The 23,776-nt window shown below is 29.1% G+C and carries 23 protein-coding genes and 1 tRNA gene; 11 read left to right on the top strand and 13 right to left on the bottom strand.

Features of this window, described 5'->3' with window-relative positions; all coding sequences use genetic code 11:
• Positions 1 to 58 precede the first annotated feature (58 nt).
• Both tlyC and QZ306_RS08695 read right to left on the bottom strand, forming a co-directional pair.
• Complete coding sequence (tlyC, locus tag QZ306_RS08690; protein WP_295163135.1) at positions 59 to 859, bottom strand: hemolysin C; 801 nt, start codon at positions 857 to 859, stop codon at positions 59 to 61.
• Between the two features lie 576 nt (positions 860 to 1,435).
• A complete protein-coding gene (locus tag QZ306_RS08695) occupies positions 1,436 to 2,026 on the bottom strand; it encodes a GDSL-type esterase/lipase family protein (protein WP_295163138.1) in 591 nt (196 codons plus the stop codon).
• Between the two features lie 335 nt (positions 2,027 to 2,361).
• Here QZ306_RS08695 and QZ306_RS08700 point away from each other — a divergent pair, with 335 nt between their 5' ends.
• Together QZ306_RS08700 and QZ306_RS08705 are read left to right on the top strand one after the other, a co-directional pair.
• Positions 2,362 to 3,771 (top strand): DUF4026 domain-containing protein, encoded by a 1,410-nt coding sequence (locus tag QZ306_RS08700; protein ID WP_295163139.1) that lies wholly within the window; start codon positions 2,362 to 2,364, stop codon positions 3,769 to 3,771.
• Between the two features lie 179 nt (positions 3,772 to 3,950).
• Positions 3,951 to 4,916: a beta-ketoacyl-ACP synthase 3 gene (locus tag QZ306_RS08705; protein ID WP_295163141.1), complete on the top strand. Its 966-nt coding sequence runs from the start codon at positions 3,951 to 3,953 to the stop codon at positions 4,914 to 4,916.
• Positions 4,917 to 5,099: 183 nt separating this feature from the next.
• On the opposite strand, the gene QZ306_RS08710 is transcribed toward QZ306_RS08705, so the two are convergent.
• Positions 5,100 to 5,516: an Hsp20/alpha crystallin family protein gene (locus QZ306_RS08710; RefSeq protein ID WP_295163143.1), complete on the bottom strand. Its 417-nt coding sequence runs from the start codon at positions 5,514 to 5,516 to the stop codon at positions 5,100 to 5,102.
• 77 nt (positions 5,517 to 5,593) lie between these two features.
• Positions 5,594 to 6,004: an Hsp20/alpha crystallin family protein gene (locus QZ306_RS08715; RefSeq protein ID WP_295163145.1), complete on the bottom strand. Its 411-nt coding sequence runs from the start codon at positions 6,002 to 6,004 to the stop codon at positions 5,594 to 5,596.
• A gap of 371 nt (positions 6,005 to 6,375) precedes the next feature.
• Here QZ306_RS08715 and QZ306_RS08720 point away from each other — a divergent pair, with 371 nt between their 5' ends.
• The 6 genes from QZ306_RS08720 to QZ306_RS08745 all read left to right on the top strand — a co-directional run bounded on the left by QZ306_RS08720 (position 6,376) and on the right by QZ306_RS08745 (position 13,580).
• A complete protein-coding gene (locus tag QZ306_RS08720) occupies positions 6,376 to 7,359 on the top strand; it encodes a biotin--[acetyl-CoA-carboxylase] ligase (RefSeq protein WP_295163148.1) in 984 nt (327 codons plus the stop codon).
• Between the two features lie 14 nt (positions 7,360 to 7,373).
• Positions 7,374 to 8,375, top strand: coding sequence for a biotin synthase BioB (gene bioB, locus QZ306_RS08725; protein WP_295163151.1), 1,002 nt, complete (start codon positions 7,374 to 7,376; stop codon positions 8,373 to 8,375).
• A 31-nt stretch (positions 8,376 to 8,406) separates the two neighbouring features.
• Positions 8,407 to 9,084 carry a dethiobiotin synthase gene (gene bioD / locus QZ306_RS08730; protein WP_295163154.1) on the top strand — a complete coding sequence of 226 codons (678 nt, stop codon included), beginning with the start codon at positions 8,407 to 8,409 and terminating at the stop codon, positions 9,082 to 9,084.
• Between the two features lie 21 nt (positions 9,085 to 9,105).
• Positions 9,106 to 10,446, top strand: coding sequence for an adenosylmethionine--8-amino-7-oxononanoate transaminase (gene bioA, locus QZ306_RS08735; RefSeq protein WP_295163157.1), 1,341 nt, complete (start codon positions 9,106 to 9,108; stop codon positions 10,444 to 10,446).
• Positions 10,447 to 10,499: 53 nt separating this feature from the next.
• Positions 10,500 to 12,092 (top strand): peptide ABC transporter substrate-binding protein, encoded by a 1,593-nt coding sequence (locus tag QZ306_RS08740; RefSeq protein ID WP_295163160.1) that lies wholly within the window; start codon positions 10,500 to 10,502, stop codon positions 12,090 to 12,092.
• A gap of 114 nt (positions 12,093 to 12,206) precedes the next feature.
• A complete protein-coding gene (locus QZ306_RS08745) occupies positions 12,207 to 13,580 on the top strand; it encodes a phage terminase large subunit (protein WP_295163163.1) in 1,374 nt (457 codons plus the stop codon).
• Positions 13,581 to 13,717: 137 nt separating this feature from the next.
• On the opposite strand, the gene QZ306_RS08750 is transcribed toward QZ306_RS08745, so the two are convergent.
• Positions 13,718 to 13,791: transfer RNA gene (locus QZ306_RS08750), tRNA-Ala, on the bottom strand.
• Positions 13,792 to 13,979: 188 nt separating this feature from the next.
• On the opposite strand from QZ306_RS08750, the gene QZ306_RS08755 reads away from it, so the two are divergent.
• Both QZ306_RS08755 and QZ306_RS08760 read left to right on the top strand, forming a co-directional pair.
• Positions 13,980 to 14,147, top strand: coding sequence for a hypothetical protein (locus QZ306_RS08755; protein WP_295163165.1), 168 nt, complete (start codon positions 13,980 to 13,982; stop codon positions 14,145 to 14,147).
• A gap of 440 nt (positions 14,148 to 14,587) precedes the next feature.
• Positions 14,588 to 14,770, top strand: a complete 183-nt coding sequence (locus tag QZ306_RS08760; protein ID WP_295163167.1) for a hypothetical protein — start codon at positions 14,588 to 14,590, stop codon at positions 14,768 to 14,770.
• Positions 14,771 to 14,806: 36 nt separating this feature from the next.
• Here QZ306_RS08760 and argJ read toward each other — a convergent pair whose 3' ends face one another.
• The 8 genes from argJ to QZ306_RS08800 form a co-directional block, all read right to left on the bottom strand.
• Positions 14,807 to 15,994 (bottom strand): bifunctional ornithine acetyltransferase/N-acetylglutamate synthase, encoded by a 1,188-nt coding sequence (gene argJ / locus QZ306_RS08765; protein WP_295163169.1) that lies wholly within the window; start codon positions 15,992 to 15,994, stop codon positions 14,807 to 14,809.
• Positions 15,987 to 16,490 (bottom strand): hypothetical protein, encoded by a 504-nt coding sequence (locus QZ306_RS08770; RefSeq protein WP_295163171.1) that lies wholly within the window; start codon positions 16,488 to 16,490, stop codon positions 15,987 to 15,989. Before QZ306_RS08770 ends, argJ begins: the two co-directional genes overlap by 8 nt.
• 66 nt (positions 16,491 to 16,556) lie before the next feature.
• Complete coding sequence (locus QZ306_RS08775) at positions 16,557 to 16,910, bottom strand: DNA primase (protein WP_363322632.1); 354 nt, start codon at positions 16,908 to 16,910, stop codon at positions 16,557 to 16,559.
• A gap of 231 nt (positions 16,911 to 17,141) precedes the next feature.
• Positions 17,142 to 18,407 (bottom strand): pitrilysin family protein, encoded by a 1,266-nt coding sequence (locus QZ306_RS08780; RefSeq protein ID WP_295163174.1) that lies wholly within the window; start codon positions 18,405 to 18,407, stop codon positions 17,142 to 17,144.
• A 140-nt stretch (positions 18,408 to 18,547) separates the two neighbouring features.
• Positions 18,548 to 19,675, bottom strand: a complete 1,128-nt coding sequence (locus QZ306_RS08785; protein ID WP_295163176.1) for a sodium ion-translocating decarboxylase subunit beta — start codon at positions 19,673 to 19,675, stop codon at positions 18,548 to 18,550.
• Positions 19,676 to 19,691: 16 nt separating this feature from the next.
• Positions 19,692 to 20,081, bottom strand: a complete 390-nt coding sequence (locus QZ306_RS08790; RefSeq protein WP_295163178.1) for a biotin/lipoyl-containing protein — start codon at positions 20,079 to 20,081, stop codon at positions 19,692 to 19,694.
• A gap of 83 nt (positions 20,082 to 20,164) precedes the next feature.
• Positions 20,165 to 20,494, bottom strand: coding sequence for an OadG family protein (locus tag QZ306_RS08795; protein ID WP_295163180.1), 330 nt, complete (start codon positions 20,492 to 20,494; stop codon positions 20,165 to 20,167).
• A 37-nt stretch (positions 20,495 to 20,531) separates the two neighbouring features.
• A complete protein-coding gene (locus QZ306_RS08800; RefSeq protein WP_295163182.1) occupies positions 20,532 to 22,076 on the bottom strand; it encodes a carboxyl transferase domain-containing protein in 1,545 nt (514 codons plus the stop codon).
• Between the two features lie 329 nt (positions 22,077 to 22,405).
• Between QZ306_RS08800 and QZ306_RS08805 the strand changes: the two genes are divergently transcribed.
• Positions 22,406 to 23,761: a signal recognition particle receptor subunit alpha gene (locus QZ306_RS08805; RefSeq protein WP_295163184.1), complete on the top strand. Its 1,356-nt coding sequence runs from the start codon at positions 22,406 to 22,408 to the stop codon at positions 23,759 to 23,761.
• Positions 23,762 to 23,776 lie beyond the last annotated feature (15 nt).

The following is a 23,776-nucleotide window of genomic DNA, read 5'->3' on the forward strand; positions in this document are numbered from 1 at the left end:
CCCCGCCTAAAGAAAGACAGGGTTTTATTGCTTCTATGCTTCTGATTGGTTTATACATTTAAAAATTATCATTATTACCATTTTTTAATTTCTCTATTCTAATTTTAGTGACAATATTTCCGCTCTTTCCTACAACAGTAAAAGAATATCCGTTATATTCTATATCCTCATTTCTTTTCGGAAGCCTTCCCAAGTATGAAAATAAAAATCCTCCTACTGTGTCCGCTTCATCATTAGGTATAGGAGAAAGTATTTCATATTTATTAAAGTCATCTATTCTTGTTCTTGCATCAACTAAATAAGTTCCGTCATCATTTATCTTTACCTCTTCATCTTCTTCATCATATTCATCTCTTATATCTCCTATAATCTGTTCAAGCACATCTTCCATAGAAACAATTCCTGAAAACCCTCCGTATTCATCAACCACTATAGCAATATGAATATGCTTTTTTCTGAAATTTTTTAATAATTCCATTAATGATATTGACATAGGTACAAATAAAGGTTTATGAAGAATTTTTTTAAGTGAGAAATTTTTTTCTTCCGCATCAATCAAATCTTTCACATATAATACGCCTACTATATCATCTATACCGTCTTTATATACTGGTATTCTTGAATTTCTATCCTTATTAAAAGCTTTTATAACCTTATCATAAGACGAATCAATCGGAATCATTACAACATCAACTCTCGGAACCATTATTTCTCTTACATTTTTCGCCTTTAAATCTATAGTGTTGGTTATGATCTCTCGTTCAGCTTCTGTTAATGATGATAAATTTATATAATCAATCTTTTCATATTCCTTATCTTCTTTATTTATTATTTTAGATATTAATTTTTTTATTGACATTTATCTATCCTTAAAAGTTTATAATTTTTAAATATTGTTAAGATTAAATTATAAAAATTGCGAGCTTCTGGCATTCGCAAGAATGACAGAAACTTTAAGCGAACAATTTTTATTAGCAATAATAAGAAATTATAATTTTTAAATATTGTTAAGATTAAATTATAAAAATTGCGAGCTTCTGGCATTCGCAAGAATGACAGAAACTTTAAGCGAACAATTTTTATTAGCAATAATAAGAAATTATAATTTTTTATTGCTTTTATTGATGCTGATAAAAGCGTCTGCAGGCCGTCAAGCAAATTTATTTGCTTGATGCTATTAGGCAAGCAGAAGTATAGCAATATTAAAAAATAATAATGAGATGAAAAATCTATGTAATAACTTTGACCTTCTCTTGGAAGCGGATATATTCTTAAGCCAATGGAAAATATTATAATAAATATAATTAAAATATAAACTAAATAATTATTAATTTTATTTATCATAAAAATTGCCTCTGCCTAATATTTCATAATATTATACTAAAAAATTTAATTTGTCAAAAAAATATTTTCAGATAATAATAAATAAAATTAATTATAAAATATTATTTAATTCTTTATAAATCTCCAAAGCAAATATATTATGTCCCGCCAAGCTTAAATGCACTCCGTCAAAATATACATCATAATAATTATTTTTCTTTAAAACCTTATTAATAAAAATATTATAAACATCTATGCTTTTTATATTATTTATTTTAGTATAAGAAACCGTAAAATCTGAATATTCTTTTAATATATTTTCAAGTTCATCTAAATTATTCGATTCAAAAAATGATAATGCCTCCTTGATAAAAGGAATAGGAGTAAAAACTATTATATCAATATTATTTTCATAAGATTTATTTATTATGCTGATTAAATTATCTTTTATTTTATCTAAAGATTTTGAAGTAAATATATCATTAACTCCGCCCATTAAAATAACTTTATCAGCTTTTTCTTTTACGCAGTCTGTATCAAAACGTGCAAGCATTCCTGAAATCATATCTCCGTTAATACCTTTGTTTACAAAATTAATATTTTTTTCTGCAAATTTATCATTTAAAATTTTAGTCCAAATTTTATCCCTTGATACCATATAGCCGTAAGTAATGCTGTCGCCCAAACAAACTATTTTTTTCATACGGTTAATTTCCTTAAAAGCTTAATAATTATAATATAATAAATAATATGTTATTGCTATGCTTTTATTTTTTAATTTGATATAAAAAACAGTATCCTTGCTATAATATTTTTGCTTAAAAATAAATCAAAGCGAATATATATACATACAGACAGCAACTCCCAATATGACAGAAAAAAGTACAATATATATAACAGTCAGATTTTATTATTATTTCAAAAAATATAATAATGCAAATTAAATCATAATAATAAATAATTAAAAAAGTTGAAAAAAATATAAATTATACTATACTGAATAAAGTATTTTATACAATATTTATCAGAGGTAAAGATATGGATTATAATGAAAAATTATATAATATATTTTCCAGCGGCGAACAGAGATTAGAATCATGGATGGCGGCTGTATTTACTAAAGAATATGATTATAATATGAGTATTGATGAGTTTAAATACATATTATCAGAATCGGACGAATATGTTCTTTTAGAATTTGATGAAATAGATAAATCAAATTTCATAAGAGATAAATCAAAATGGGAAGCATATATAAAACTGCAGTATCTGCCTATGATGATGGAAGAAGAGCATTCATGCGGATGCGGAAATTCATGCGAATGCGAAAATAATAATGAAAATGAAGAAGAAAACAGCGACGAACTTAGTTTTTATGTAGCATTAGTTGATGCTTCAAGCGTTACGGAAAATGTACCTGAAATATTTTCTATTAATACTGTAAGGGAAAAAGACTATAATGAAGCCTGCCAATGCAGATATGCAGTTCATATATCCACAACCTTTGATAATTTTCCTCTTACGGATTATCAAAGACAGTTAAAATTATTAGACAGTTTAGTTCCCAAAGCTTCCATATTTTTAGATATGTCATGCTATACGGCGCATTCGGGAGATTGGCTTTCCTATACCTCTACTTTTGCATTGCCTCCTTCTTTGGACTATCTTTATACCATACATGCCGTTTATGATGATGATAAAAACCCTGATAAAGTAGAATATTGGTTTCATACTCATGGACTTTACAGAGTAGGCTCTATAGAATTGGAAATAGTAGGAGTTGAAGATTCTCATGCAGCTTACGGAGTACTGCTTAATACCTGCGCTAAAATGTTTATAGAAAGAGGAGTTCCCGAAGCAGGATTTAAATTTAATCCCGCTTATAATGTATATGTATGCTGGATGCCTTGGCAGGAAGCTTTGAAAAAGTTAAATATTATTGATGATGTTTCTGGAAGCGCTAAGGATAGAAATGACGGAATACATAATACTCCTTCAGGTGTTCTGACAGCTGTAGATAAAAAAGGAAATTATTATAGTCTCGATTATTATAAAAAAGAACTTACTGATAACCCTATGTTTATGATGAGCGATTTTGAAACTTCTATTATGAGAGAGGCGGCATTTGAAAAATTAGAATATTTTATTGAACTTTTAAATAAAAATAAGGGAGATGAAAACACTTCTTTTTTAATAAAATTAGGATACGGAGAAACTGAAGAGAATAATAAAAATATGGAGCATTTATGGTTTGATGTTCATGATTTCACTAATGACGGATATTTTGACGCCACATTAATTAATGAGCCTTATAAGGATTTGAGTATGCATGAAGGAGACAGAGGAATGCATAGTGTGGAAAGACTTACAGATTGGATTATATACTGCGGAAATAATGAATACAATTCAAGAAATATTTATCTGCTGTTTCAAAATAATGAAGAATAATTTTTAATAATAGAAGCAAATAATTAAAGGCTTTAATGTTATTTACAGCCGAAGCTTTTATTATATATGCTTAAATATAAAAAATAGTTATTATTAGCTATAGATTTTTTTATATTTTCTAATATTATTATTTAAATAATAACTCTAAATTACTAAAGTATTTGACAACGGAGAATAGTATGAAAAGAGCATATATCAAAAATATAGCATATTATGTGCCTGAAAGAATATTAGACAATAAATATTTTGAAAGCATATTAGATACAAATGATGAATGGATAATCACGCGTACGGGAATAGAAACAAGACATATGGCAAGAGCGGATGAAACTATATTTGAAATGGGTTTAAATGCCGTCAGAAACTTAGAAAAAAAAGGTATTGACTTGAAAGAAGTTGATGCTATTTTAGTTCCTACAGTAACAAAGGATTATATATTTCCTTCTATGGCAGGTCAGCTTCAGAAAACACTAGGACTTAAGCACTGCTTTGCCGTAGATTTATCAGCTGCTTGTTCGGGATATATATATTCGCTAAACACGGCAACAGCTTTAATAGAAAGCGGACAATGCAGAAATGTGCTTATAGTTTCTTCAGAAAAATTAACCAAAGACATAAATTGGAATGACAGAGGAACGGCTATTTTATTCGGAGATGCCTCTACCGCTTCGCTTATAACTGCTAGAGAAGACGGAAAGGGAATAATAGGAATGCATATGCAAAGCGAGCCCGATATGAGTATTGTACTTAACGGAGGAAGCGCCTGCCCTATAAACGAGAATATAAATGCTCCAGAGTTTAAAATATATATGGAAGGATCCGAAACCTTTAAAAGAGCTGTAATAGAGTTCTCTAACAGCATTGATAAGGTTTTAGAAAGTTCAGGCAAGAAACTATCCGATGTTAAATACTTTGTGCCTCATCAGGCTAATTTGAGAATTATGCAGGCTGTTGCTAAAAGAATAGGTCTTTCTATGGATAAAGTAAGCGTTGTGTTAAATAAATTCGGAAATTGTTCTTCTGCAAGTATGGGTTTAGCTTTAGCTGATGCTTTGGATAATAACAAAATAAATGATGGATATTTAGTGCTTTTTACGGGATTTGGAGGAGGATTTACTTGGGGATCCACTCTTATAATTTGGTAATATCTATATATTTTTGAATAAAATTATTGTTATAGTGATAAACTGATAAATAAAGTTTATCACTTTTAATTAATGGAAATCCTGAAATTTTTATATAATATACTAAAAGGACATCATATTTTTTATATAATGCCCTTTTATTTTTGTATCTTATGAGTTTATAAAGTATTAATTATGTTTTAATTATGCTCCTTTAATTTCTATTTTTCTCTCATACTTAAGTTCTTCTTTTTTAGGAAGAGTTACTTTAAGAACGCCGTTATTCAAATCGGCTTCTATATTTTCGATATCGATTCCTTTTGAATTAATATTAAAGCTCTGTTCATAACTTGATACTGTTTCCTCTTTTAAATCTCCGCTTTCTGTTTTTACAGCCTTTTTGCGTTCAGCAGAAATTGAAAGTATATTTTCTTTTATGCCTATATCCAAGTCTTCTTTTCTGACGCCCGGCATATCCATTTCTATATGATAGTTTTTATCATCTTCATCTATTTTATAGTCTGCATAGTTTGCATGATAACTGAAATCTCCTAAACAGCCGCATCTGCCTGCATTAGATAAAATTGAATGTAAAGCTGGTGCAAATATTCTTCTTGACATATTAAAATCTCCTTAATTTTTTATTATTATTTTGTATAATGTTTATAACAATTCTTCATAAAACCTTTGCTCAATTATTAAGCTATATTAATTTTTCTCTCATATTTAACTTCTTCTTTTTTAGGAAGAGTTACTTTAAGAACGCCGTTATTCAAATCGGCCTCTATATTTTCAATATAGATTCCTTTTGAATCAATATTAAAGCTTTGTTTATAACTTGATACTGCTTCCTCTTTTAAATCTCCGCTTTCTGTTTTTACAGCTTTTTTGCGTTCAGCAGAAATTGAAAGTATATTTTCTTTTATGCCTATATCCAAGTCTTCTTTTCTGACGCCTGGCATATCTATATTTATATAATAGCTTTTATTATCTTCTTCTATATTGTAATGAGATAATTTTTCAGCAGCATCATTACTATATAAATTGTCAAAACTTTGAAAATAATCAAATATATAATTTAAATCAGGTAAAAATAATCTTTTAGTCATAATTAAAACTCCTTTTATATTAACTTTTATATTTATTATTTTTATGAGCGGTTAATTGCTTTTTATCTGAGCTTTACAGCCGCTTTACTGCTATATATGCAAGAATTATACCAATTAAATTTAAAAGAATGTTTATTAATTATACACTTTTTATTATATTATTTATTTTAATCTGCTTTATAAATATAAAAATGTATAATTTATATACAGAAAAAATTATATTTATGTACATCAATTATACTAATTCTTTATACAATAATAAAATATATGTATATTATTTGTACCCCTGATACTATAATATTAAAAATTAATTGTAAACCTTTTGTTATTTTAAAGTTGACAATACTGCAAAGTTATGCTATCATAAATATATGAATAAAAACGGCGTAAAAGAAAATATAATATCAATACTGGAATTAAATAAAGGATCGTTCATATCAGGAGAAAAATTAGCATATAATCTAAATGTAAGCAGGTCTGCCGTATGGAAAGCTGTAAAATCATTAAAAAATGAAGGCTATAAAATTAATTCAATACAAAATAAAGGTTATTCATTATCAGAAGATACAGATATTTTATCATCAAAAATCATAAAAGATAATATGCCAAAATACAAAAGTAAATTTAATTTTTTTATATATAAAACGCTGGAATCAACAAATATTACAGCAAGAGAAATGGCAATTAACGGAGCAGAAAGCAATACGGTAATTATTGCAGAAGAGCAGACAAAAGGATACGGAAGAGGCGGTAAATCTTTTTTCTCTCCTTACGGTACAGGCATATATATGAGTATAATACTAAGCTTGAAAAAAGAGAGAGAAATATTTGAAAGCTCATTTATTACCACAGCGGCGGCTATGGCAGTATCAAAATCTATAGAAGAGACAACCAATAAAAATGCTCAGATAAAATGGATTAATGATATATTTATCGGTAAAAAAAAAGTATGCGGCATATTAACTGAAGGAGCATTCAGCTTTGAAGACGGCAAATTAGATTATGCTGTAATAGGCATAGGAATAAATGTTAATTTTCCTAAAAAAGGATTTCCTGAAGAGCTCAGCAATACAGCGGATTCTATAAATAATAACAAAGGCAAAAACGCTGCAAGAAATATATTAATAGCAAGAATACTTGAAAATTTATATGAATATTATTTTAATGATGTAAATTTTTATGAAGAATATAAAAAACATTCTTTATTAATAGGAAAAAAAGTATCGGTTAATATATACGGCAAAGAACATACAGTAAAAGTATTGGATATAGATAAAACTTTTGCTCTTATAATAGAATTTCAAAACGGTAAAACAGACAGACTTATATCAGGAACTGTAAATTATAATAAATAAGGAGTTTATAAAAAATGAATGGTATTAAAACTATTTTAAAAAAAGAAATATCTTTGGAAGAATTAAAACAAAAAATTATAAAAGGATATAATATAACAAAAGAAGAGGCTTTAAAATTAACTCAATCCCCTTTAGAGGAGTTATGCGAGGCAGCAGATTCTATAAGAAAGCATTTCTGTTCAAATATATTTGATATGTGCTCCATAATAAATGCAAAAAGCGGAAAATGTTCTGAAAACTGCAAATTCTGTGCTCAGTCTTCTCATTATGAAACTAACTGTGAAGAGTACGGCATTTTAGACCAAGAAAAAATATTGGAGCAGGGAAAAAATGATTTCAAAAAGGGAGTTTTAAGATATTCCATAGTAACATCTGGAAAAGCGCTTTACAAAGAAGAAATAGATAAAGTTTATAATGCATTGGAAACTCTTAATAGAGAGACTGATGGATATATATGCGCATCTTTAGGACTTCTTGATGAAGATGGATTTAAAAAAATGAAAAAAGCGGGGCTTAAAAGGGTTCATAATAATTTAGAAGCCTCAAGAAATTTCTTTCCTCAGGTATGCAGTACTCATACTTATGATGATAAAATAAATGCTATAAAAGCAGCTCAAAAAGCTGGAATGACAGTATGCAGCGGCGGAATAATGGGAATGGGAGAAAGCTGGGAAGACAGAATAGATATGGCTATGGAATTAAGAGAGCTTGGAATAATGTCCATACCTGTAAATATGCTTAATCCTATATCAAACACCCCTTTTGAAAATATTAAGCCTATTACTGAAGATGATATGCGCAGAATAACTGCAATATACAGATTTATTAATCCTAAAGCATTTATAAGACTTGCAGGAGGAAGAGGACTTTTAAAAGATAAAGGAAAATCATGCTTTTTATCGGGGGCAAATGCCGCTATAACTGGAGATATGCTTACCACTGCGGGCATTTCAATAGAAACCGATAAAAAAATGATTGAAGATATAGGGTATAAAATACAATTAACGGAAGATTGACAGCATTATAACAAATTAGGAAAAAAATTATATGGCTAAAGCGATTTTTATAACTGCAACTGGTACGAATGCAGGAAAAACATATGTATCGGCATTGATTGCAAAAAATATGAAAGATGAAGGATTCGATATAGGATACTATAAGGCGACTTTAAGCGGAAGTATTGATATAAAAGACAGCGACGCTTGGTATGTTAAAAGAAAAGCCAATCTGAAAGATGATTATAATGAAATGGTATCTTATACTTATAAGCATGCATATTCTCCGCATTTGTCGGCTCAGATAGAAGGAAATCCTCCTAACATGAAAATAATAAAAAATGCTTATAAAGATATATCAAAAAATCATAAATATATGATAGTTGAAGGAAGCGGCGGAATAATATGCCCCATAAGATATGATAATAATAAAAAAATATTTTTAGAGGATATTATAAAAGAACTTAATATTTCTTCATTAATAGTAGCGGATGCGGGACTCGGAGCAATTAATTCTACAATACTTACTATAGAATATATGAGGAAAAAGAAATTAAAAATTAGAGGAGTTATATTAAACAGATTTAAAATAGGAGATGTAATGCATGAAGATAATAAAAAAATGATAGAGGAAATAACGGGAGTCAATATTGTAGGTCTTGTTATATCAAATACTTCAAAAAAAGAAAATAAATTAAAAATAGAAAAATTACCGTCTCTTTTTAAATAAAAATAATTTTAAGGCTAAGTTATGACATTAGAGCAAAAAGATTTAAAATATATTTGGCATCCATGTTCTCAGATGAAAGATTATGAAGAGTTTCCTCCTATAATAATAGAAAGAGGAAAAGGAATATATCTTTATGATAAAAACGGAAAAGAATATATGGATATTATAAGTTCTTGGTGGTGCAATCTGCTTGGTCACTGCAATGAAAAAATAAATGCTTATATAAAAAAACAGCTTGATAAACTTGAGCATGTAATATTTGCAAACTTCTCGCATGAAGGAGCCATAGAATTATGCGAAGAACTTATAAAAATACTTCCTAAAGGATTAACAAAATTTAATTTTTCGGATAATGGCTCATCATCTGTAGAAGCTGCATTAAAGATGGCTTTTCAATATCAGCATCAGATAGGAAATACTAAAAAGAAAAAGTTTATGTGTCTTACAGGAGGATATCATGGGGAAACTATAGGGGCATTATCGGTAGGAAGCTTGGATTTATACGCTAAAATATATAAGCCTATGCTTATGGAAACTATACATATAGAAGCTCCAGACTGCTACAGATGCCGATACAATCAAAACAGAGAAAATTGCAGATGCGAATGCTTTTCAGATGCCGAGAAAAAATTTGAAAAGTATGGAGAAGAGACATGTGCAGTAATAGCCGAGCCTTTACTGCAGGCTTCAGCAGGTATGAAAATATATCCTCCGCTTTATTTAAAAAAATTAAGAGATATGTGTGACAATCATAATGTTTTATTTATAGCCGATGAAATAGCAGTAAACTTCGGGCGTACAGGCAAAATGTTTGCATGCGATCATGCAGGTATAAGCCCCGATATAATGTGCGTTTCAAAGGGACTTACAGGAGGATACATGCCTATGTCTATAACTATAACAACGGATAAAATATATAATGCCTTTTACGGCGACTATAACGAGGCTAAGGCTTTTATGCATAGCCATACCTACAGCGGGAATCCTTTGGGCTGCTGTGCTGCTATAGCAGTTCAGAAAATTTTAAGAGAAGATGATATTATAAATAAAGCGAAAGCAAGAGCAGAATATCTAAATGATAAGTTAAAAGAAAAATTACTTAATCATAAAAATACAGGGGAGATTAGAAATATAGGACTTATAAATGCAATAGAATTAGTAATTGATAAAAATACAAAGGAAGGATTTGATTCAAAACTTAGAATGGGATATCAAATATATAAGAATGCACTTAAAAGAGGATTATTATTAAGACCTTTAGGAAATGTTATTTATTTTAATCCTCCTTTGATAATTAATGAAGAGGAAATAGATAAAGCCGTAGATTTATGCGCTTCATCAATAAACGATATTCTTTCATAAAAATATAATATTACAGTCTTAATTCTAAATAAATATTTAAAAAAGGAAAAACTATGCCTAAGAAATTATTCTTAATTTTTATAATAATATCAATTTTTTCATGTTCAAAAAAAGAAATAAATAATAATATAATAATTAATACAGCTCCAGAGCCTTTAACTATAGACCCTACTTTAAATACTGATAATCTTACAATGATATATATTCTTCATGCCTTTGAAGGACTTACAAAAAAAGATAAAAACAATAAAATAATAGGAGCCGCTGCTGAAAGCTGGGATATTAACGAAGAAGGAGACATATATACTTTTTATCTGAGAACAAATGCAAAATGGAGCGATTTGAAAAATGTTACGGCTGAAGATTTTGTTTATACTTGGAGAAGAGCCGTTGACCCTAAAACCGCAAATAAATACAGCTATTACTTTGAAGTGATAAAGAATGCAAAAGAAGTTATAGAAGGAAAAAAACCTATAGAGGAGCTCGGTATTAAGGCATTAGACAATTATACTTTTGAAGTGCAGTTAAACAGTCCGACAGCATACTTTTTAGAGCTTGCAGCATATCCTCCTTTTTATCCTGTACGCAAAGATATAATAAATAAATACGGCGATGATTGGACATTAAAGAGCGAAACATATATCGGAAACGGAGCTTTTAAAATGACTGAAAGAAACTTTGATAAAAGCATAATATTAGAAAGAAATACCAATTACTGGGATAATAAAAATATAAAGCCTGATAAATTAACTTTTCTTTTGATGGAAGAGCCTAATACTTCGCTTGCAGGCATTCTTGAAGGATCCATTCATTTTGCAAAGCCTTTTCCGAGAAATAATATTGAAAGCCTAAAGAAAAAAGGCATAGTTCATATTGTGCCTGTTGCAGCATCGTACTACTACAGATTTAATTTAAATAATAAAGAAGAACTTAAAGACAACAGAATAAGGCGTGCATTGTCCTTAGCTGTTGACAGAGATTATATAGTAAAATCTATAACAAAATGCCAAGAGCGTCCTGCAGGAAGTTTAGTTCCTTTCGGCATTAATGATGTGTCGGGGGATTTCAGAGAGAACGGCGGCGATAGTATAAATATCAGCGATTATAATAAAAATATTGAAGAGGCTAGAAAATTATTAGCGGAAGCGGGATATGAAAACGGAAAAAATTTTCCCGTACTTGATTTGCTTATAGCTGCAAGAGAGTTTGATATAAATATAGCGGACGCTGTGCAGAACATGTTTAAAGAAATGCTCAATATTGATGTAAGAATAATAAAGCATGAATGGGCTTCTTATCTTCAGAACATGTATAATAAAGATTTTGATTTGGCTGTTTATTTATGGTATGCAGATTATAATGATCCTATCAACTTTTTAAACATATTTAAAAGCGATGCTCCGAACAATTACGGTTCTTATTCAAACAATGCATTTGACGAATGCATAGATAAAGCTTCATCAAATAAAAATAATGAAATAAGAATGAATGCGCTTCATTTGGCTGAGGATATTTTTATGAATGATAATGCCGTTATACCAATATATTATTATTCTGAAGCATTACTGACATCTCCTAAATTAAAATGCGTGGAATACGATTCTCAGGGATTATACAGATTTTTTAATGCCTATTTGGAAAACTAATTAAATTATTGTTATATCATCTAAAGTATTTCTATGATTTTTATAATACCTTATAATTTTTGAATTTAATTAACCGATACGTTTTTTTAATTAAATTAATTATAGGAAATATTTATGAATATAAATTTCAATATATTAAAGCCTTTTGAAAAATGGGCTGATACGGAAAAGCGTTTAAAAATAGCTTACGGAGGCAGAGGAGGAGGAAAAAGCGAAAGCATAGCAAGAATACTTACAGCTAAAAGTTTTAAAATTAACGGAGTAATATTATGTTCAAGAGAGATTCAGAAATCCATATCATACTCAACTTATCCTCTTATTATAAGCATTATAAAAGAGCTTAATTTACAGAACTTTTTTATAGTAAAAAGAAATGAGATTATTAATAAAATAACAAACTGCAGGTTTATATTTTTAGGTATAAGAGAATGCTCGGTTAAGGAGATTAAATCAATTTATAATATTCAGATATGCTTTATAGAGGAAGCAGAAAATCTTACTCAAAACAGCTATGAAATATTAGAGCCTTCAATAAGAGCGGATAAAAGCGAAATTTGGATAGCATTTAATCCGAGATATGAAACAGACTTTATTTATAAAACTGTTAATAAATTTAATTTAAAAAATAAGCTCTATACCGACAAAAATAATAAAAAATATTATTATAAAGAATATGAAGACAGCACAATACTTATAACTTTTATTAATTATGACGGAAATTATTATTTCAGCGATATATTAAATAAATCAAGACTTTCAACTTTAAAGCTTATGCCTAAAATGTATGAGCATATTTGGCTTGGAAAAATAAAAAACAAACAGGGCAAGTTATTTATATATTCAAAATTAAAGTTCTATGATGACAGTTCAAATGAAAATATATATAAAATAAATTCATTCGAACATAAAGCTGTAGTTGATCCTGCATTCGGTGAATACAGCTGTTTTACTTCGGCAATAATATATACTCAGATAGGAGAAGATATTTATTTGATAGATTCGGGACTTATGCGAAACGACATCAACTCAACTACTGATGAAAGCATAATAAATTTTCTTATAAGCAGAAAAATAAAAAAGGTATTATGCGAAAGTAATTTTGCTCAAAAAGAATTAGTGAAAAGATTAGAAAAACATTTTGAAGTAAATCCTTTTTATGTTCATAAAAACAAAATTGAGCGTATAATAAATGCAAGCTATATTATATATGATAAAGTTTATTTCCCGAAAAGCTGGCAGAAAATCCCCGAAGATTCAGACACAGATAAATGGCTTAAAACAAATAAAGGAAGGGGTTATATAGCAATCCGTCAGCTGCTTAATTTCGACGATTCTATTTCTTCATACAATGCCAAAGGCGATATATTTAAATATTCAGATTTTCCTGATGCTTTATCCAGCTTAATATTTTTCGGCATTGATGATATTACAGAAGAAGAGTATAAAGAAAATAACAGTATAATTAAAGCTATTTTTGGAGAAGCATAATATTAAAAGTATTTTTATAGCGTCTTAATACTGATTTCAGATATATTCATTAATAACTGAAATTATTATGAATGCCATAGGAAGAGTAATACAAGAAAACAGAAGATTTCAATATAATAATATTATAAACAGAAAATTGGAGATAATGGGGCTCGAACCCACGACCCTCACAATGCCATTGTGATGCTCTCCCAAACTGAGCTATATCCCCTTAATTAATTTTATATATTCTAAATTATTTTTAATTAAAAGTCAATCGGCATTTTTCAGTTTATATCTTCTGACAGTTTCTGTAAAAAGGAGTATATTTTCAAACTATTGCAGTTCTCCTTTAAATAAGATGTAAATAATTTTTTGAAAAAAGCAACATATATCATTTTATAAATTCTTATATTTTATATGAGTGATAAAGATGTAATTATAGGAACTAAAGAAAAAACGCAGGTAGAAAAAGTTTTTTCTAATTATAATATAAATTCGTATGAAGAAAAAATTAAATATCTTGAAGAAGCTATGTATAATCCTAAAGTTTTTTCATCTGGGGATATTTCCAATTCTGTAAAATAATATACTAGATGTTTTTATTATAGATAAGTGGAGAATATATAATTTATATAAAAAAGCGGGGTTAATAAAAAATAATAATGAATGACTTTATTATAAATAATGATTTAAAAAAGTATATTGCAAAAGAATTACATATAAATGATGAATATGTAGAAAAATGTTATTTACACAGACATTATTAGAGTTGTAATAAAAGAAAACTATCTGGCACATTATGTAAGAGTATTAGAAAATCTAATTAAGAAAGGAAACAGGTAACGATTTATTTTGTATATTATATGATCCATATACGGATAAAAATTTAAATATTGGTGTAGGATTATATTATGAAGATATTTTTTACACAATTTGCTACCCCAAAAACCTTAATGAGATTCAAATAAGAGATTGTTTAGCCCATGAATTAGGACATTTATTTATTTCAACAATTTTAACCTGAAATGAACAATAAACCATTGGAAGAAATAAATACGGAACCTATTTCTTCATTATTTGGTATTATATGTATGTTAGACGATTCAAATTTTTATGATGAAAGATGTAAAAAATTTATAAGGAGAGATCCTAAAAAAGTTATTGATGATTTTATATTTATAACAAAACGAAATAAAAATAGCAGATAATTTATTCATTATAAAAAACAAAAATAATTTTATTAATCAAATATTATATGAAGAGTGCACCGATATATATTCCTGAGTTAAATCTGTGAAGTAATAATAATCTTCATATTTTGTATTATATCCTAAATCTACAGTGATATAATTTTCTTTTCTTTCATTATTAATATCTTCTCTGAGTTTTGAAATAGATTTTTCATTTTTATTAATTTCTCCGTTTTTATATATTTCTATATCATTAACATATAATGAAATATTATTTATATTAATATTCAGATTTCCTAAAACGGATAAAATCTTTTCAAAATTAGGGTTTTTAGAAAGAAATAATATTTTTACTAAATTTGAATTAGCTATTTTCTGCGCCGTATAAAAAGCATCATTTTGTGTTTTTGCCCTTTTTACCGACACTATTATAGTTTTTGTTATACCTTCGCCGTCTAGTATTATCATCTTTGAAAGACATGCGCATATTTCATCTAATTTATTTTTTAAAAGCTTGAATATTTTTTTATTTTTTTCAGTTATGATTTTATTTCCTAAAGCTCCGTTTGCCATTATAAGAGCCGTATCATTAGTTGAAGTTTCTCCGTCTATGGATATTCTATTTAAAGTTTTATCTATAGATTCTTTAAATGCCTTATTTAAGGTTTCTTTTTCTATATTAATATCGGTAAATATAAAAAGAAGAACTGTAGCCATATTTGGGTGAATTACAGAGCTTCCTTTAGCAACGGCATAAAAATTAGCGGTTTTCCCTGATATATCCAATTTTGCAGTATATATTTTATCAAATTTATCTCTGGTTTGAATGGCTTTTGCAACATTATCAAAACTATTATTAAAATATTTATAAGATACAGATATTGCTTTTTTAATCTTTTTTGTATCCAATCTTACTCCCATAATCCCAGTAGAAGCCATTAATATATTATCTTTTTTTATATTAAAAATATCTCCTGCATATTTTGCTATATCCTCCGCATCATCATATCCTTTTTTACCTGTGAGGGAGTTTGCTATTTTGCTGTTTACTATCAGAAGTTCTATATTATTTTTATCGTTTTTTTTAGAAAATATAATAGGAGCTGCCTGAAAATTATTTTTTGTATAAACTGCCGAAACGACGCTTGGAGGATCGCTTTTAATTATAGCCAAATCATAATCGTTATTTTTAAGACCTGACTTTATTGCCGCAGAAGAAAACCCGAGAGGCATATCATACATTAAATAAATCCTCCTCTTCAGGATCAGTATCATCTTCTATTCTTTTTACTTTTTTATTTTCATAATTAATTCTTTTTCTTACAAAAAATCTATTGTTTTTTCCATTCTGTCTTTCCTGTATAATACCGAAAGTACCAGATCCGAGATAAACTATTTTATCCTCTTCTTCCATATCGGAAATATTATTATTTTTAATTTCGTTTAATATACATTCAAAATGCGCAAGTTCTCCTGTTGAATTATGTCTTATAGCTTCTTCTATTATATATATAGGCTCATTGCATATAGGACATAATTGCCTTTCAATATCTTCTTTCATACGCTTTTTTAAATAAATCTTTTCGTATTCTTCTATGCTTTTTTCCTGATATTTATACTGATTATTATTGTATTTCTTCCTATTATTATAAAAATTGTTTTTATTTTTTTTATTATTAGAATAAAATTTTTTATTGTTTTCTTTATTATTAAATTTTTTAATTTTTTTTTCTGACATTAATATACCTTGCTGAAATAAAGCAATACATTTATATAGTATTGCTTTAATATATAGAAAAATTAATTATTCATCAAAATCATCGTCAAAGTCGTCATCATCATCGAAATCATCGTCAAAATCATCATCAAAGTCATCGTCGTCGTCGTCATCAAAATCATCGTCAAAGTCGTCGTCATCATCAAAATCATCGTCAAAGTCGTCATCATCATCGAAATCATCGTCAAAATCGTCATCAAAGTCATCGTCGTCGTCATCGAAATCGTCATCAAAGTCATCGTCGTCATCATCAAAATCATCATCAAAGTCATCGTCGTCATCATCAAAATCATCGTCATCAAAATCATCATCAAGTTTTGCAAAATAACCGTTAAATATATTTAGTTCGTCTAATAAATAGATAGATTCTAATTCTTCCATCATTAATTTACTCCGTAATTCATAATTTTAAAGCTATAATAATACATAAGTTTTTTTTGTCAAGTATAAATGTCTAAATTTTAATAATAATTTTGATATCTCTTTATTATAATATTTAAATTCTGATGAGGCATATTAATTTTTTAATAATGTAATACGGAATTTTTTATATAGAAATTTAAAATGATAGTTAAAAAATATAATATGTTTTTTATATAATCAATAAATAAATTAATTAAGGCTTAAACTCCTGCTTAAATTATTGCTTATATCTTTGGTGCCCTTAGTTCCTACGGAGGTTAAGAAGAATTTTTTATTTAATAATTTTTCTTCTATAACTTCATTAATCAATTTCAAATCTATTTTATCTATAATATTATAAAGCTCTTTGAATGAAATATATTTAGATAAATATAATTCATTTCTTGCATTCTTATTCATTAAAAACTCTGCATTAAATTTGCTGAAAGCCATAGATCCTTTATAACTTTCTTTAGTCTCTTCGAGCTCCTCTTCCGATATCCTTTCATTTATAAGGTTTTCTATTTCATAATATATGCTTTCTATTGTCTCTTTATATCTGTCTAAACTAGTGGATCCATGTATTTCAAAAGTACCTCCGTTAATAAAGCTTGAATTACAGCTGTATATATTATAGCAAAGTCCCTTATTTTCTCTTATAGATTGAAATAGTCTTGAATATGAACTTCCGCCGAATATATCATTAACTATATTGATAGCATATCTTTTTCTATTTTCTAACACGCTGTATGAAGGCGTTATAAGAGAAAAATATACCTGATTGAGCTCTCCTTTTTCTTTAGTTATAGTTCTATAGTAAAAAGGAAGTTTTTCATTTACTGTTTTTTTATTTTTTTCTAATTTTATTTTTTCTATTCTTTTTACTGCATAATCAATATCAAAATTTCCTGCTATAGATATAATTAAATTATTAGAATTAAAATGTTCTTTAAAATATGAATATACTTTATCTCTGTTTATTTTCTTTATGTTGCTTATGCTTCCGCCTATAGGAAAACTCATAGAAGTGCCTTTATATGCTTCTTTAAAAAACTGATTTGCAGATATTTCTTCAGGAGTATCATTAGACATTTTTAATTCTTCAATTATGACTTTTTTTTCTTTTTTTATATCATCTTCTTTAAATGCAGAATTAAGCATAATATTTTCTAAAGTATCTATTGCTCTATCAAAATACTTTGATATGATATTTATATAGAAAGAAGTTAAATGCCTTGAAGTAAAAGCATTAAATATTCCGCCCACTCCTTCAATTCTTCTTATAATATCTTTAGAATTAATATTCTCCGTGCCTTTAAAAAGCATATGCTCTATAAAATGAGTGTATCCGTTTTCTTCTTTGCTTTCATTTGCGCTTCCTGTTAAAAATATAAATCCTACAGAAACAGTGTCTAGAATATTCATTTTTTCAAGTACGGCTCTTATTCCGTTTTTTAATGTTAATCTTTTTACCATATTCTTCCCATATATTATATTATATATTAATTATATAATTTTCGACAGTATACTTATAAAATAAAATATGATAATATTTTGACAACAAATAAAAAACCCTATTTATATTATAAATAGGGTAATTAATATTAATTTTATTTTTAATGAAAAAATGTAAGAAGTATGCCCATAACAAGGGCCCCTGATATAATACCTGAAATATTAACCGCCATAGCATGAAGAAGCAGACAGTTTGAAGAGCTGTTTTCCTGTCCGTAAACATGCGCTCCCCAAGCAGGTATAGGAAAAGCACTCAGTCCAGCCGAGCCTATTATAGGATTAACCTTGCCGCCTGATAATATATTTATAACTTTTGCTATTATTATTCCTATAGCGGTGCTGAATACTAATGAAATTATACCAAATGCGAATATTATAACAGTATCCGATGTTATAAAATACTCTGCTGCGGCTGAAGAACCAACGGCTATTCCTATAAGCATAGTAAGTATTCCAGTTAAAGATTTTTGAAGACTAATAGAGAAGTTTTTAATAATATCCGATTCTCTCAGAATACTTCCGAATAAAAGAGCCGCTATAAGAGGAAAAGAGTTTGCAAGAAATATTCCGCAAAGCCCCATAGCTATAACCGCAAATATAATTTTTTCTCCTCTTGAAACCTGTCTTAAATAATTCATAGGAATTTTTCTTTCTTTTGATGTGGTTAAAATTTTTGTAAGCCCTGACTGCAGTACGGGAAGAAATTCCATATACATATATGTTGACATAACAATAGCCGCAAAATATTTAGGCTCCGTAATAAGCGAGGCAGTATACATAGATAAAGAGCCGTCCGCCGCTCCTATAATAGCCGAAGCTGCGGATAAACCTTCTGATATATTCAAAGCAGTCATAATATAAAATACTATAAATATGCCTATTTGAGAACTAGCGCCTATAAAAAAATTTTTAGGATCGGCAAGCACAAGTCCTAAATCTATCATAGTACCTACTGCAAAAAATACCAGAACAGGATAAACTCCGCTGTCAGCACCGCGGTGAAGCAAGCCTAAAAATCCGTTTACAACATCTTCAGTCATTTTCGGAAGAGGCATATTTGAGGCAAGTATTGCAACACCCATAGGAAGAAGAAGCAGAGGTTTTCTTTTATAATATATTGACATATATATAAGATATGCCCCTAAAAGCATCATTATAATTTGTGCAATAGTCGGCGGATAAAAACCTCTAAGCAAATTGTTAAAATCCAAACCTAAAGCATTATTCATATCTACCCCTTAAATATTACTTAATCTGCAGTATAATCTGACCCTCAACCACAGACGAACCTTTTTCTACATATATACTTTTTACCTCTCCTGAAGCAGGAGCTATAATTTCATTTTCCATTTTCATAGCCTCCAGTATAACCAAAACCTGACCTTCCTGCACTTTATCGCCTACAGCCACACTGAAAGATACTATAGTGCCGGGCATAGGAGCTTTTAATGATACGGCATTCTCATCTATAGGCATAGATACCGCAGCAGGTTTTTCTTCAAGTTTAGGAGATGGCAAAGAAGTCTGCACTGTCTGAATAACAGGAGCAGATATATTTGCTTTTTCTTGTTTTATTTCCTCTACTGATACATCATAAGTTTTTCCATTAACGGTGATTTTATATTGTTTAGTCATAATTATATTTTCTCCAAAATATTTATTTTATTACATATGAATAAAACCCGCTATTCATATCAAATATCGGGCGCTTTCAATTTTTAATTACCATATCTGATATTATTTACTCTCTCAGCCATTGCCCATATAGGAGTTTCAGCTTCTTTAATAGATTTAATTATAAATTTATTATTAGTCATGCCTCTATAAGCCGATATTGAAGCGGTTATAACGGCGGCAAGTTCCGTATCATCAAGTAAATCTGCATCTTTAGTTTTACTCTCCTCAACAACTTTGATAATTTCCTCTTCTTTTTTTATATTTCTGCTTTTGAATATTATACCCAAAATTAAAGACAATATATAAAAAACTAAAGCGGCTATCAAAACAGAAATTATGCCGAATATTGTAATAGCAAGATTATGTTCCATTTAATCACTCCTTAAAATAATTATTAAGTTTAATTAATTATAAAGGTATATTTCCATGCTTTCTAGGAAGTCTTGTCTCTCTCTTTCCCGCTAAAATATGCAAAGCGTTTATAAGATAGCTTCTGGTATATTCAGGCTCTATTACATCATCAACATAACCTCTTACAGCGGCTCTGTAAGGATTGGCAAACTCTTTCTTATATTCTTCAATTTTTTCAGCTCTTGCTTTTTTAGGATCTTCCGCTTTATCTATTTCTTTTTTAAATATAATATTAGCGGCTCCGTCAGGTCCCATAACTGCAATTTCGGCAGAAGGCCATGCATAAACCATATCGGCGCCTAAATGCTTAGAACACATAGCTATATAAGCTCCTCCGTAAGATTTTCTTATAATAAGCGTAATCTTCGGAACTGTGGCTTCCGAATAAGCATACAAAAGCTTTGCACCATGCCTGATAACGCCGTTATGCTCCTGATCCACGCCGGGAAGATATCCTGCTGTATCAACCAATGTTATAAGAGGAATATTAAAGCTGTCGCAGAATCTTATAAAACGCGCTGCTTTATCCGCCGCATTAATATCAAGTACGCCAGCCATAGAATTAGGCTGATTTGCTATTATGCCGACCGATTTTCCGTCAAGATGCGCAAAGCATATAACTATATTCTGCGCAAATAAAGGCTGAAGTTCAAAAAAATCTCCGTTATCGGCTATTCTTTTTATAATTTCTTTAATATTATAAGGCTTGTTCGGACTGTCCGGAAGTATATAGGATAATTCTTCATCAGATTTGTTAGGATCGTCGCCAGTATTTTCTAAAGGAGCATCTTCCAAATTATTCTGAGGTATATATGAAAGAAGTTTTTTTACGCCTTCTAAAGTTGATATTTCATCTGGAAACATAAGAGAGGCAACACCAGAAGTTTTGCTGTGAACAAAAGCGCCTCCAAGATCCTCTGCCGAAACCTGTTCTCCTGTTACGGCTTTTACTACCTGAGGACCTGTTATAAACATATTCGATCCTTTATCCGTCATAAATATAAAATCCATCAAAGCGGGGGAATATACGGCTCCGCCTGCGCAAGGTCCCATTATAACACATATCTGCGGTATTACGCCTGAAGCCTGAACATTTCTGTAAAAAATATCTCCGTATCCTCTTAATGAATCAATACCTTCCTGTATTCTGGCTCCGCCTGAATCATTAATGCCTATGCATGGACAGCCTAATTTTATAGCCATATCCTGAACCTTGCATATTTTAGCGGCATGCATTTGTCCTAATGATCCCCCTATAACGGTAAAATCCTGTGCATATACGCATACTTGTCTTCCGTTAATTTTACCGTATCCTGTAACTACACCTTCTCCCGCTATTTTATTTTTTTCCATTCCGAAATCGCTGCATCTATGTTCTATAAATGCATCAATCTCTAAGAAGGTATCTTCATCTAAAAGATGCAGAATTCTTTCTCTGGCTGTTAGTCTGCCTTTTTTATGACGCTCTTCTATTTTATCTTTTCCGCCTGCCTCTTCTATTTTATCTTTTCTTTTTCTTAATTCATTAATTTTTTCCTGCATATCTCTTTAAGTCCTTATTAGATTTTAAAACTGAAAAATTTAAATGCTTAATTAAAAAACATTATAACTATTTTATAATTATTGCAATAATATTTTACAACTTTTGTATGTTTTAACAATTCAGTCGAAAATTTAATATTTGATGCCGTATTCTGTAAAACAGATTATATTATTATCATATTCTTTAATTAAAAAAAAACAAATCTTATATTTTTAAAAATTTATATTTTAAAGTTAAAATATAAAACTATATTATTTATAAACATTGACTTTTTAAACATATTATGTATAATATCAATTGGAATTAATATATATTTAAGGTTATTTCAGTGTTTGGTAATTTAACTAAGTCTATATCTAATGTATTCTCTAAAATACATGGCAAAAAGGTATTAACAGATAAAGATATCACTGACAGTTTATTAACTATTAAAGAAGCTCTTCTTTCAGCCGATGTATCTTTAGAAGCTGCAGATAAATTCTTAGAAGAGGCTAAAGGCAAAGCTTTGGGCAAAGAAAAGCTGGAAGGAGTTGAGCCTGCCAATCAATTTGTTGCCGATGTCCATGACACTTTAGTAAATATGATAGGCGAAGGAGAAAGCGGTTTAAAATTAGAGCCTATTGAAAAAACAACAATTACTTTGCTTTTCGGTCTGCAGGGTTCGGGTAAAACCACTACTTCGGCTAAATTAGCTAAATACTATAAAGATAAAAGACGTGTTATGCTTGTGGGACTTGATGTTCACAGACCTGCGGCTATGGAGCAGCTTGCAGTTTTAGCTAAAGAAGCAGGCGTTCCATATCATATAGATACAAAAGAGAAAAAAGCATATAAAATACTTAAAAAAGCGCTTTCCATAGCAAAAAAAGAGCAGTATAATATGATACTTGTTGATACTGCAGGGCGTTTGGAAATAGACGAAGATATGATGCTTGAATTAAGGCGCGTTGTAAACTCGGCAAATGTAACTGAAAAAATATTGGTTGTTGATTCTACGGCAGGTCAAAGCGTATACGATGTGGCAAAAAGCTTTCAAAGCAATATAGGCATAAATGGTGTTATTCTTACTAAATTTGACTCGGGAGTGAGAGGAGGAGCAGCTTTATCTCTTAAATATGCAACAGGTTCTCCAGTTAGATTTGTAGGAGTCGGAGAGCATTTAAATGATATAGATGTTTTTGATGCTAAAAGAGTAGCAGGTCAGATATTGGGTATGGGCGATATTGTTAAGCTTGTAGAAAAAGCAAGGGCTGCTATAAGCGAAAAAGAAGCTCAAGAAATGCTTCAGAAAGTTATAGAAAATAATTTTGATTATAACGATTTTCTAAAGCAGATAGAAGCCACCTCTAAAATGGGAGGCATTACAAAAATGACTTCTATGATACCTGGAATGGCTGATATTGACAGCGAACTTTTAAGCCGTGAGGAAGAAAAATTTAAAAAATATAAAGCTATTATACAATCAATGACTAAAAAAGAAAGATTAGCCCTATTTCCTTTAAATAATTCCAGAAAAATGAGAATATCTAAAGGAAGCGGTCAAAGTGTTTATGATGTAAATCAGCTTATAAAGCAGTTTGCTATAATGAAAAACATGATGGGCAGTACTAAGAAGATGGATAAGCTCGCAAAGTCCCTAGAGGGTATGGGTATGTCTATAGATGATTTAAACAAATTAATGTAATAAACTTGGAGGAAA

Origin of the sequence: uncultured Brachyspira sp. (assembly GCF_910588665.1) — a bacterium.
Lineage (GTDB): Bacteria > Spirochaetota > Brachyspiria > Brachyspirales > Brachyspiraceae > Brachyspira.